An 11,818-nucleotide genomic window follows, 5' to 3' on the forward strand; every position below is an offset into this window, starting at 1 on the left:
TGCCCATGATCCTTCTGACGAAAAAAAACATGTCAATCTTAATACGTATACTCTTGGTTAGCCTATGTTCAGGCAGAAGAATTCCTCTAGACGAAATCAAATCCATTCTTAGAATTTGCCTATCTACTTATGAGTTTACAATCGATTGAAAATGTAATCGCGATTGATGGGCCAGCAGGTTCCGGAAAAAGTACCCTTGCCCGAATGATCGCCACCAAATTGGGATACCATTATTTAGATTCAGGGGCATTCTACCGTGCGCTAACCTTTGCTATTTGGGAAAAATTCCAAACGACTGGTGAAGACGAATCTAAATTTCCATTTTTCACAGAGAAACTAGCTGATGCCTGCCTCTTGGAAAAGGACGAAGTAGAATTCGGATTCTCCGTGTCCCAAATCCCCGTACATTGTGAACTCTCTGCCCAAGGCGAAAACGTCATGTTCCTCGGAGAAAGGGACATAAGCCATGAAATCCGTGATCCCGAGATCACAAAAAAAATCCGTTACATTGCCCCTAGGCGTGCGTTCCGGGAAATCCTAAACCGCCATATCCGTGAATTTGCCAGAACTCACAAACTTGTGATGGATGGGCGGGACATTGGGACCGAAGTGTTCCCAAAGTCCAAATTTAAATTTTTTCTCACTGCCTCTGTGGAAGTCAGGGCCAAACGCCGATACGATGAATTAGTTGCTAAGGGCTTCAAAGCCGACTTAAACCACATCAAAGAGGAAATTGTGGCAAGGGACGAAAGTGACACCACCCGTACTGTTGCTCCACTGAAACAAGCTTCGGACGCAATCCTGATTGACACGAGCACCCTCGACACAGAAACTGTCCTAAATACTATCCTGTCCAAGGTTTCACCCTCTGGGCAAATCTAAGTTTTGTATCCCGGTAACCATTGAATTCAACCAACCCATCCTCCCCCAAAAATGAGACCACTTCCTTCGGCGAATTATTAGAGAAGTGGGAATCGCAGTCACAAGCACAAGAACAAGAGAACTCCGCAGGAAAAGGCACCCTGATTGAAGGGACTGTAGTCGATGTCATCGGTGACACTGTTTTCCTAGATATTGGAGAAAAATTAGAAGCTCGTGTTTCTCGTGAAGACTTCTCTGAAACGCCAAAACGTGGTGAGAAAGTCAGTGCGATCATCAAAAAGCGGGTCGATGGATATTGTGTCCTCTCCAAAAAAGAGGCGGACCAAAGAGTTGGTTGGGAAACCATCAAAGATGCAAGCCAAAACGGATACCCACTCTCCGGCAAAATTGTCGGTGAAGTGAAAAACAAAGGTTACCTCGTAGAAAGTGAAGGAATTCAATTATTCCTACCAGCTTCTCATGTAGGAGTTCGATTTAAGGAATCCACGGAAGGTGGAAAAGAGTTTTCATTCAAAATCATCGAACTCAATGAGAAAACGAGAACAGGTGTTGTGTCTCGTAAAACCCTCCTCGACGAAATCAACGGCGAAAAGTGGGAAGAACTCCTTGGCAAAGTAAAAGTGGGAGACAAGGTAACAGGAAAGGTTGTGAAAATAGCAAACTTTGGTGTTTTCCTCTCGGTTTACGATGTAGTAGGACTTCTTCGCCAAAACGATATCTCTTATAAAAAATTTGCTCCTTTCAAACAATACTTCAACATCGGTGCAGAAGTCGAAGTGATTGTCCTTGAGATTGATAAGGAAAACAACAAACTCTCCCTTGGCATCAAACAATTGTATGAAGATCCATGGGCTTGGGCGAAAAAAGAACTCGAAAAAGGTATGGTGGTACGAGGGATCGTTACTTCTCTTACGAACTTCGGTGCTTTCGTAGAACTCAAAGAAGGTTTAGAAGGTCTTATCCATACAACTGAACTTTCTTGGGCTAAAAAACCACCACATCCAAAAGATGTTTTGAAAAAAGGCCAAGAAGTTGACTCTGAAATTTTAGACATTGATTTCGAAGCTAGACGTTTGTCCCTCGGACTCAAACAACTCCTTCCTAACCCTTGGGAAGCTCTTTCTGCGAATGTTCGTGCAGGAAATGTTCTCGAAGGTAAAATCACTGGTATCACAAAATACGGTGCTTTCGTAGAAGTAGAAAGTGGAATTGAAGGACTGATTCATATCTCTGACATCACTTGGGATGAAAAAGAAAAGAACCCGTTAAACCTCCTCAAAAAAGGCCAATCGGTTCAATACAAAATCCTAGATGTAAACCTAGATGCACAACGCATTAGCTGTGGATTAAAACAACTTTCTGAGCATCCTTATGAAGCTCTTCGCAAAAAATACCCACCAGGTACTCTTGTGGAAGGTCGTGTGAAATCCATCGTTAGTTTTGGGGTGTTTGTGGAAGTAGAACCTGGTTATGAAGGTCTTGTTCACATCTCTGAAATCCCAGATGGTCGTAACATCAAGTTAGAAGACCTTTACAAAGTAGGTGATTCTGTTCGCACTGTTGTGGTAAAAATTGAACCTAACAACAAAAAGATCTCCCTCTCGATCAAAGACTTTGATAAAGCTGTAGAAAGAGAAGAGATGGCTAAATACATGAAGGAAGACAACCAACCTTCACGTGAATCCATCGGATCTTTTATGAATTTAAACCAAAACCGATAGGTCTATGGATAAGTTTCATAAGAAGAACATCATCGAACAAAAAAAACAAGCCGAACTCATCGAAAAGGATGAGTTCGCTGATTTTGAAGGTTCAAAAGCGGAACTTGTTTTTTTAAAGTTCACACATTTTTTATCTAAAAATCGTAAGTCTGTTTTTATCAGCCTCGCATCTGCTATCATTGTGTTAGCTGGTGTGATTGGTTTTTTTGAGTACAGACAATATCTTTTTGAAAAAGAAACGGTTACCTTAGAAGACCTCAAACTCACGCACCAAAAAGCAAATGTTAGTTTGGATGCACAAATCCAAAGTTTGGAAGTATTTTTACAAAACCAAAGTACCGGTAGAATGGAACTTCGAGTTTGGAAAGACCTTTCCAAACTGTATGCAGAAAAAGGTGAGTTTGGTAAGGCAGGTGCTTATTTAGAAGATGCGGCGAAAAAAATCGACACTCCTAAAGAAATCAAAGCACTCTATTTCTATATTGCTGGTAACTACCGGGAACGGGAAAAAAACAACGCAAAGTCTTTAGAAAATTATAAAATCGCTGCAACAGTAGTGGAACCTGCTCGTGAACTCAATGGCTTTAAAGCATGGTCTTATTACCAAGCAGGTAGATTGTCTTATCTAACTGGAGACAAACAAGGAGCAAAACAATTCCTAGAAAAAGCACTCAAACTTGATGGTGCAGAATCTGGTGAAGATGTAAAACTCCTTGCAAGTTATTTACTCCTTAAACTCGGGAAAAACTAACCTATGTTAACTTTGGCTCTCCCGAAAGGTAGGCTTGCCGAAGAAACTGCTCTTCTTTTGAAATCCAAAGGATGGCTAAAAAACCTGCCATCTGAGGGTTCTAAAGAACTTACCTACGTCTCTGAAGACAAAAGAATCCGTCTATTATTTGTTAGATCACAAGATGTCTGCACCTATGTGGAAGAAGCCGCAGCGGATGCTGGGATTGTTGGTTGGGACATTTTAAGGGAAGGTGGATTTGACTTAATTGCACCTGTGGATCTCAAATTAGGTGCTTGTAGGTTATCTCTTGCTTCCTTCCCCGACTTTGACTTATTTGCCAAACGTTCCAAAGTGCGAGTGGCAACCAAATACCCGAATCTCACACGGGAGTATTTTTTTTCCAAAGGTATTTCCTGCGAAATCATCAAATTATATGGGTCGATAGAACTTGCGCCCATTGTTGGACTTTCCGATTGTATTGTCGACCTAGTGTCCACTGGTGGCACCCTAAAAGCCAATGGACTCAAAGAATTTGAGTCCATTTTGTATAGTACAGCCCGTTTGGTCAGCAATCGTTCCTCTTTTTATCACAAACACGCCGAATTACGGTCTCTTATCGAGAGCCTAGAAAATTAAAATATTGTTTTCACATCGGATTTCCAAAACATAGTAAAAACCAGTTATAATTCCATAGAGGATAGCCATGGCAGTCCCAAAGAGACGTAAATCAAAATCGAAAGTTAGAACAAAAAGAGCCCATCATGCGATTGGCAAACCTAACTTAAACCCGTGTTCCAATTGTGGATCATTTGTTCTGTCCCACCGTGTATGCCCTTATTGCGGTTTTTATAAGGGTAAACTCGTAGTCGCTCAAAAAGTTAAAAAAACGACCGAAGATAACTAACCGTCATGTGGGTCGCCGTGGACGCGATGAGCGGAGATTACGGCCCTGAAGGTATCGTCGAGGGCGCGGTACTGGCAGTACGAGAATTCGGACTGTCTGTTTCGCTCGTTGGCGATGAACAAGAGTTACTTGATATCCTGTTAAAATTCGATTATGACACTGAAAAAATCCGTGTCATACATTCTACTGAGATCATCGGTATGAATGATTCTCCATCCATAGCAGTCCGCGCTATGGAGGATTCTTCCGTAGTAAAAGCAGTTCGTTTAGTAGCAGATAAAGAATGTATCGGTGTGTTTTCTCCAGGAAACACTGGCGCTACTATGGCCGCTGCATTATTACACCTTGGTCGCCTACCCGGAGTTTTACGACCTCCCATTGCAGCTCATATCCCAAGAGAGGAAGGCCCCCCCGTACTTCTGTTAGATGCTGGTGCAAATGTTGACTGCAAACCAGAATACTTAGCACAATTCGCAGTAATGGGTGAGATTTATGCAAAAGAACTCTTTGGAATCAAAAGTCCAAAAGTCGGAATCCTATCCAACGGGGAAGAAGACAAAAAAGGAAATACAGTTTCTGTCAAAACCTTTGATCTCCTAAAAAAAATTCCCTTTAACTTTGTCGGTAATGTGGAAGGCCGTGATTTATATGGCAGTGGAAGAGAAGTAGATGTTGTCGTATGCGATGGTTTTATTGGAAACATAGTTCTGAAAGCCACTGAAGGACTTGCAAAATCGATATTTAATGTCTTACGAAATTCGATTAGACAATCTAGTCTTGCCCAAACAGGTGCACTCCTTTTAAAATCTACATTTACTGCAGTGAAAAAACGTTTAGATTATGCTGAATACGGTGGAGCACTTCTGTTAGGTGTGGAAGGGATTTGTATGATTGGACATGGTTCTTCCAATGCACTTGCAGTCAAAAATGCAGTGAGAGTCATTTCAGAGTGTGCCAAACATGGTATCAATGAAAGGATTCGAGAACGTTTGGGAGAATACAAAAATATTTTAGGAGATTCTCACTAAAACGATACTAGAGATAGAAGAGAATCTGGAATTTAGATCATTTGCGAAGAATTACCTTTAAACGAAAGTTAGGTGATTTGGCAATGTGGCTTTGAATTCGTTTGTTATCATTTATTTGATTTGTTTAGTATATTGTTTAGGAATTAGAAAAAAAGAGGAACAAAAAATGATCAGTTTATCAGGGAAAACAGCCATCGTCACAGGTGGTGCAAGAGGAATCGGAAAGGCAACTTGTTTGAAACTCGCATCTCTAGGTGCAAACATTGTTGTCGCAGATATGAACCCAGAAGCAACCAATGCAACTGCGGAAGAACTTAAATCCAAAGGTTACAAAGCGATTGCAGTCGTTGCCAACGTATCTGTGGAAGAAGATGCTCAAAAATTAATTGATACAGCAAAAAAAGAATTTGGATCTGTAGACATCCTTGTGAATAACGCAGGTATCACTCGAGATACTCTCCTTATGAGAATGAAAAAAGAGCAGTGGGATGCGGTGATTGCTGTTAACCTAACAGGGACTTATCTTTGTACACAAGCTGCGATTAAAGTGATGATGAAACAAGAAAATGGTGGATCCATCATTAATTTATCTTCTATCTCTGGTGAAAATGGAAACATTGGACAAACAAACTACTCTGCTTCTAAAGCAGGTGTGATTGGTTTCACAAAAGCTGTGGCTCTTGAGATGGCATCTAGAAAAGTTCGTTGTAATGCAATTGCTCCAGGTTTTATTGCAACAGAAATGACAGAAGCAATTCCAGAAAATATCAGACATGGTATGGTACAAGCGATCCCATTAAAACGTGCTGGTCTTCCTGAAGACATTGCAAACGGAATTGCCTTCCTCGCTTCCGATGCATCTTCCTTTATCACAGGTCATATCCTTGATATCAATGGTGGCGGATTTTTACCAGGTGGCGGTCACTAAAAAACAATCCTTCACTTCCACTTGGGATTTTCTTTCAATCTCAAGTGGTGTCTGATTCATCAAATTTAGAACCAATTTCAAAATATTTCTCCTCTTCAGATGAGAAATAAATAAGAACAGACCAAAAACTATACCAAATCCCTATCGTGGGGGCAACGATTGGTGGTTTAGGTGTTATTGTTTTGCAAATTTATGAACGATTGTTCCGTTGAACGATCAGATTGTTACTGGAATTCGTTTGATTGAGTTCTCTACTTTTGGTTTGACTTTTTTGATTGGTAAGAGAAAGCTCTTGGGATTTCCATCGTATACGCTATCCCTTCAAATTTTTCATCAAAAAATTCTAGTTCATTCAAAACCTCAATGACTTCAGGTAAGTTTTTTTTAGGGATCAGTAAATTCGCAACTTCCCTCGCAGGAGTAAACATACTGTCTGTATTTCCTGTATGTGCCATACGTTTGAGTGAAATTGTAGAACTTGTGACACCCACTTTTCGCAGAGCACTTGTTACAAATTCCATTGATTCTTCTTTACAATTCAAAACGAGGTTTACTCCCTCAAAATAGTTTCGATGCCGAAGTGAAATTCTAAATTGATTCGATTTTTTTCTCCATTCCATATTGCCATATAACTGATCCAATGCGGAAATAATTTGGTCCATACTTGCTGCTTGTTTTGGACCTTCTAAACTTACCTTGGTATTGAGTAATCCATGACCAACTGGGAATTCAAAAATAAAACCCCTACCTGGCAAATCCAAACGACCAACTTCTATCATAAAATCTAAAACATGTTCGATATCGGAAGAGTGGACTATGAGTTTAAGGATTTCCTTTTCTTTTGGGATTGTAATCCGAAGTAATCCCAATCGGTCTCGTAACCCAGTTCCCGTACCATAACTGATGGTGGGAACAGCAATCCCGTTTTGTAAAAGCAATTTAGCAATGGGTTCTGCAGACCCTCTGGGCAAAACACAAAAGATCCCTGTAAGTCCAGTGAATCCAATCGGTTTTTTGATTTCTTTCGAAGAATGAATGTAAAAATTTTGATTGGCCGAAATGAGTTCGATGGATTCTGAATATACACTTCCATGACCAGGTATGTTTAGTTCAGCAGCATCACGAATCATTGAAATTAAAAAATTTTCAGAACTCTCTTCGCATATGATTTCCAAAATAGAAACTGGCATATCAATAATGGCATGATTCTGGTAAAAATCAAAAAACCATAAACCTCGTTTGGCGAGAACAGGGTATCTACCAGCTTCAATTTGATAGTATAAGACACCTTGGTTTTTTAATGATGTGACAACTGATTCTGTTAGGTCTCGATGAACAATCGTTGTGATTCGTGATGTTTTACGTTTCATGATCTTATTTTGTTTTTGATTCTGAATCATTGAGTGAAAGTTTACGTGAGTTTTCTACGATGATACCCATAATGAGTACCGATAAAATAGGAAATGCAGAGGCACATGCTAAAATACCAAATCCATCAATTGTTCCCAATTGATTTCCAATCCCAAGACCCATTGCAATGATGAGAGGGACTGTAATGGGTCCGGTCGTAACTCCCGCACTATCCCATGCAATTTCGATAAACTCTGATTTACTCACTGTATTTAAAATTAGTAAAAAAATATAGATTGGAACCAAAATCCAAATCAGTGGGATTTCTAATACAATTTTTAAAATACCTGTTAGTGTACCAAAACCAACACCAATTGCCACAGATTGGATGAGTAAGGATTTTCGAAACGTTCCAACTGTTGTTTCTTCCACTGCATTTCCTAATGCTGATAAAGCAGGTTCTGCTAGTGTTGCACTATATCCCAATACAAAAGCAAATGCCAATACGATGACATAACCAAGAAGGTTGTCTTCTTTACCAAAAATAGGACCGTGGATAGGTATATACTCATATACCTTGTTAGTTGGATTCCAATTTTCTTCGTGGTATGGAATTCCAGAATATAATTTTCTTTCTTTTAAATAAAAGAATTTTTCCTCTTTTCCTTCTTCATTCACTGCCGTGTATACAGATTTTGGATTAAAGTTTTTGATGAACTTGATTGAGTCTGTGAGTTCAATTGAACGAAATGTGGAAGGAAGTTTTCCACCCACTTGGTCTCCCAATTGATTCAAACCAAACATGATCCCAAAATTAAAAATGGTAAGACCTAAAATGGAAAAGACAATCCCTAGTTGCACTTCTTCCGGATAAGCAATTTTTTCTTTGAGGATGAAGTATAAAAACAAAATCAAAAAAATGGATAATGGTAAAATGGCGCGAAGTGCCAATTGGAATGCAACCACCATTTTTGTTGGAAATTCTTTGAAGGTTGTATTTTGTTTGAATTGAGTTTTACTTTCTAATGTTTGTCGTTTGTACTGTTTGGCATTATTTCCTAACAAAAAATTGGATTGTTCTGTGTGGATGCCATGTTTGAAAAATTCCATTTCTGTCATCGGTTTTGGTACTTTGTTAGAAAAATAGATCCCAACCAAAAACACCGCTAAAATTGGGAATAGGGATGCTAAGGTCACAACACCATAAGCACTACTTTGTTCGTTTTTTTCAGATACTTTGGAGATTCCAATTCCCAATGCGACAACCAGTGGTACGGTTACAGGGCCTGTTGTTACAGCACCTGAATCCCAAGCAAGGCCAGAAATATGTTGTAAGTTTTCATCAAAAAATGCGTAAATACTAACGGCTAACAAAAGTAAAACGGAAGGGACTAAAATTTTCGAAAGTGAAAAACCATATAAAAAACGAAACATCCCAATGACAACAGAGATACCAACTCCAATCGCGATGGATAAATAAAGAGTGTCTGAACCTCCATTGAGGAGATAATAGAGCAGTGGTGCATCCCAAGGGGCAACTTTACTTCCACATGCTTTTAAAATGGCAATCGCTGGTTCTGCTAAGGTTGCCCCCATACCCAAAAGAACCGAAAAAATCAAAATGCTAAACATACCTAATTTTTGCGGCAATTTTAATCCCAAGGCTTCTCCTAGGGGCATCAGTCCTAAAAATAATCCTTCGAGAAAAAAAGTAAGACCTAAGATGACAGCGCAAATTCCAAAACTGATGATCCCAGCTTCTTTAATTGGGATTCGTAAGACCAATAATTGGAAAACGGAAAGGTATAAAACAATCCAAATGACTGATTTAAATTGATTCCAAATTTTTTTTTGGAGGTAAGGTAGTATTAAAGCGAGTGCTTCACGAAATCCAATATGTATTGCTTCTTCCTTTTCATTCCTTGCCATAAAGACAAACTGTCAGACAAAAACTTTTTTGCAAAGGGAATTTAAGTGAGAAAAGAATGTCTCTTGGTTTGAGCCAAGAGACGAAAGTGTAAACTGGGAAAGATTTTAATACTTGTAAGCTTTATCTTCTTGGATGAATTTTTTTGAAGTGGTTGCTTGTAAATTGACTGGAGCAGGTTTTACTCTACTAATTGTACTTCCAACGTTTCCAGAATTTGAAATTTGAGGATTGTAACCAAAGACACTGACTGTTGCCAAATCTGTTCTCCACTTAAAATCACTTGGCACTTGGTTGGTGTTATTGTCTGGATGAGAAGAAACGAGAGCCGTCCATTCCACGAGTGATCCATCATAATAAGCTGTAGGGTATCCAAGGATATTGAGTGAGGCAAAACCATTCACTTGTGCTTCAAAATTAGTTCTACATTGGCTGATGACAGTGGAACCTGCAACATACCCTTTGTTTGCAAAAATGTTTACCAATGCCGATTTTGACTTGTATCGGTAACCATTGTTAAATGCTGTCGCGGTTACACCTGAAGTATTCCCAGAATCAGGGATCCCTTCAAATAGGGCAAGCCATGGAAAACTGACTGCTCCTTTGATATTCCCTTCAAATGGCACATAGGTTTTCCCAGCTGTGTTTGCAGAATTTGTATCCCCACTTGCTCCCCAAACAACAGGAGCACCCGCTGAATCATAACCTGTTGTAATGTACTGAGAGGTATCACCATTCACTCCAGCAGACCTACCAGATCCAAATTGTGTAGAGGGCCTTGCATCAATCAGAAATTGAGTATTTGTAATCCCAAATACATTGGAAGTTGTAAGATTGTTTTTTGCGATTTCATAGACATCTTCTAAACCAAGTGTAATTGCAGTATTGTCCACACGTAATTGGCGTACACTGAAAGTTCCTTTGGTTGTTGGTATTGTCGATTTTGTAGTGCTGGTTTGTGCAGTTTGAACGAAATTGTTTGTGATATTGTAACGTAAATTTCCATTCAAAATCGCTAAATGTTTTACATCCACTCCCCAATACCGTAACCAATAAAATCCTCTCGTAATGTCTTGGATGGCACCCGCAACTGTGGCAGTCGCTGCCCCTGGATCCGCACTGACAGTGGTTCCATTCCCCGTACCAGCAGCGAACACAACTAAATCTTTCGTAGGATCAATATTGTAAGTGTTTAACCAATCATCCACAAATGTTCCATTGGCTTGGTACCGTATGGAATTATTGAATAAACCAGAATCACGAGTTTGGTTAAATCGAAATCCACCAGAGGGAAGGTCTGGTGTTGTGTAATCATTTAACAAATAAACATAAACACCTGAAGATGGATCTGATTTGATGTATGCATTATGACCATCACCTGAAACACGGTTTGCGGCATCTGTTTGTAAGACCACAAGTTTCCCTGTAATCCCAGATGGTCGATTGGATTGCCAGTTGCTCACCCAAGAATTTAAAGTGGATCCTGTGATGAGTCCCCATTTGTTCTCATTATAATCAGCAGAAGATTCATTTGTGAGATCAGTTACAGTGTTTACGCGGATCTGATTGGCAACTAATACGAGTAGGCCTGCGAGTAATGAATCATTATTCTCTTCTTTTTTTTCTGTGCAAAAAACGAAAGAAGAAAGTAGGAAAAGAGATGTGAGAGTTTTTGTCCATTTCCGAATCATGGAAGTCTCCTAAAAAAGTTATTTCTTAGGCTTGATTTCGGATTCCCCTCCTGGTTCGGGAAGTAAGTTCCATTATAGTGGAGTATAATTCTGTTAAAATGGAGCAATTGGCTGGAAATCAGGGCAAGATATTGCCATCTCTTGGAAACTAGGACAGGATGGTTCTTTTTTCCACCATTCTCGTGATAGAAGTCCCTATTAATATATGTTAGGTGATGTTAGAACGATGTCAAAGGTTTCAAGAGGAAAATAATCTATTTAGACTTGCCAAAAATTCCGACAATTTCATTTTAAAAAAACGCTAGGCGTACATATATACCTGGCGGAAAACGATTTAACACTTGCCCCACTGTTCACAGTGGCCTGGAGGATATAAAATGGCAGATTTCGAAAAAATTAAGTCAATCATCGTAGAACAACTTGGTGTTGATGAATCAGAAGTTACACCTGAAGCTCACTTCATCAATGATCTTGGTGCTGACTCTCTTGACACAGTTGAACTCGTGATGGCTCTTGAAGAAGAGTTTGGTGTGGAAATTTCTGATGAAGACGCAGAAAAAATCCAAACCGTAGGCGATGTAATTAAATTCATCGATAAACTTAAGGGGTAATTCCCAATCCAAAAACCGGGTTCCCCGAATAGAGGAACCCGGA

General features: G+C 39.5%; 11 protein-coding genes. 8 read left to right on the forward strand and 3 right to left on the reverse strand.

Going from position 1 to position 11,818, the window contains the following annotated elements; all coding sequences use genetic code 11:
• The first annotated feature begins 129 nt into the window (after positions 1 to 129).
• From cmk to fabG, 7 genes are all read left to right on the forward strand, one after another.
• Positions 130 to 882, forward strand: coding sequence for a (d)CMP kinase (gene cmk, locus CH354_RS12415; RefSeq protein ID WP_100717709.1), 753 nt, complete (start codon positions 130 to 132; stop codon positions 880 to 882).
• Positions 883 to 902: 20 nt separating this feature from the next.
• Positions 903 to 2,603 carry a 30S ribosomal protein S1 gene (locus CH354_RS12420; protein WP_100726978.1) on the forward strand — a complete coding sequence of 567 codons (1,701 nt, stop codon included), beginning with the start codon at positions 903 to 905 and terminating at the stop codon, positions 2,601 to 2,603.
• A gap of 4 nt (positions 2,604 to 2,607) precedes the next feature.
• The gene (locus CH354_RS12425; RefSeq protein WP_100729058.1) at positions 2,608 to 3,354 is read left to right on the forward strand and encodes a tetratricopeptide repeat protein; all 747 of its coding nucleotides are present in this window, start codon (positions 2,608 to 2,610) and stop codon (positions 3,352 to 3,354) included.
• A gap of 3 nt (positions 3,355 to 3,357) precedes the next feature.
• Positions 3,358 to 3,972, forward strand: a complete 615-nt coding sequence (gene hisG, locus CH354_RS12430; RefSeq protein ID WP_100721702.1) for an ATP phosphoribosyltransferase — start codon at positions 3,358 to 3,360, stop codon at positions 3,970 to 3,972.
• Between the two features lie 67 nt (positions 3,973 to 4,039).
• A complete protein-coding gene (gene rpmF, locus CH354_RS12435) occupies positions 4,040 to 4,240 on the forward strand; it encodes a 50S ribosomal protein L32 (RefSeq protein WP_015679024.1) in 201 nt (66 codons plus the stop codon).
• Positions 4,241 to 4,245: 5 nt separating this feature from the next.
• Positions 4,246 to 5,268, forward strand: coding sequence for a phosphate acyltransferase PlsX (gene plsX, locus CH354_RS12440; protein WP_100718955.1), 1,023 nt, complete (start codon positions 4,246 to 4,248; stop codon positions 5,266 to 5,268).
• 166 nt (positions 5,269 to 5,434) lie between these two features.
• Entirely contained in the window at positions 5,435 to 6,196 is a 762-nt protein-coding gene (gene fabG, locus CH354_RS12445; RefSeq protein ID WP_100727124.1) for a 3-oxoacyl-ACP reductase FabG, read from the forward strand.
• Between the two features lie 251 nt (positions 6,197 to 6,447).
• Here fabG and CH354_RS12450 read toward each other — a convergent pair whose 3' ends face one another.
• The 3 genes from CH354_RS12450 to CH354_RS12460 all read right to left on the reverse strand — a co-directional run bounded on the left by CH354_RS12450 (position 6,448) and on the right by CH354_RS12460 (position 11,164).
• Positions 6,448 to 7,566, reverse strand: a complete 1,119-nt coding sequence (locus CH354_RS12450) for a hypothetical protein (RefSeq protein WP_100727123.1) — start codon at positions 7,564 to 7,566, stop codon at positions 6,448 to 6,450.
• 4 nt (positions 7,567 to 7,570) lie between these two features.
• Complete coding sequence (locus CH354_RS12455) at positions 7,571 to 9,475, reverse strand: DUF1538 domain-containing protein (RefSeq protein ID WP_100726975.1); 1,905 nt, start codon at positions 9,473 to 9,475, stop codon at positions 7,571 to 7,573.
• Between the two features lie 105 nt (positions 9,476 to 9,580).
• A complete protein-coding gene (locus CH354_RS12460; RefSeq protein WP_100726974.1) occupies positions 9,581 to 11,164 on the reverse strand; it encodes a sulfurtransferase in 1,584 nt (527 codons plus the stop codon).
• 377 nt (positions 11,165 to 11,541) lie between these two features.
• Here CH354_RS12460 and acpP point away from each other — a divergent pair, with 377 nt between their 5' ends.
• Positions 11,542 to 11,775 carry an acyl carrier protein gene (gene acpP / locus CH354_RS12465; RefSeq protein ID WP_002974954.1) on the forward strand — a complete coding sequence of 78 codons (234 nt, stop codon included), beginning with the start codon at positions 11,542 to 11,544 and terminating at the stop codon, positions 11,773 to 11,775.
• The last annotated feature ends 43 nt before the right edge of the window (positions 11,776 to 11,818 follow it).

This window comes from Leptospira levettii (genome assembly GCF_002812085.1).
GTDB lineage: Bacteria > Spirochaetota > Leptospiria > Leptospirales > Leptospiraceae > Leptospira_A > Leptospira_A levettii.

Coding starts and splice junctions, on each gene's coding strand:
- CH354_RS12450 (WP_100727123.1), bottom strand. CDS start 7,566: ATGAAACGTAAAACATCACGAATCACAACGATTGTTCATCGAGACCTA.
- CH354_RS12425 (WP_100729058.1), top strand. CDS start 2,608: ATGGATAAGTTTCATAAGAAGAACATCATCGAACAAAAAAAACAAGCC.
- fabG (WP_100727124.1), top strand. CDS start 5,435: ATGATCAGTTTATCAGGGAAAACAGCCATCGTCACAGGTGGTGCAAGA.
- CH354_RS12460 (WP_100726974.1), bottom strand. CDS start 11,164: ATGATTCGGAAATGGACAAAAACTCTCACATCTCTTTTCCTACTTTCT.
- hisG (WP_100721702.1), top strand. CDS start 3,358: ATGTTAACTTTGGCTCTCCCGAAAGGTAGGCTTGCCGAAGAAACTGCT.
- acpP (WP_002974954.1), top strand. CDS start 11,542: ATGGCAGATTTCGAAAAAATTAAGTCAATCATCGTAGAACAACTTGGT.
- plsX (WP_100718955.1), top strand. CDS start 4,246: ATGTGGGTCGCCGTGGACGCGATGAGCGGAGATTACGGCCCTGAAGGT.
- CH354_RS12455 (WP_100726975.1), bottom strand. CDS start 9,475: ATGGCAAGGAATGAAAAGGAAGAAGCAATACATATTGGATTTCGTGAA.
- cmk (WP_100717709.1), top strand. CDS start 130: ATGAGTTTACAATCGATTGAAAATGTAATCGCGATTGATGGGCCAGCA.
- rpmF (WP_015679024.1), top strand. CDS start 4,040: ATGGCAGTCCCAAAGAGACGTAAATCAAAATCGAAAGTTAGAACAAAA.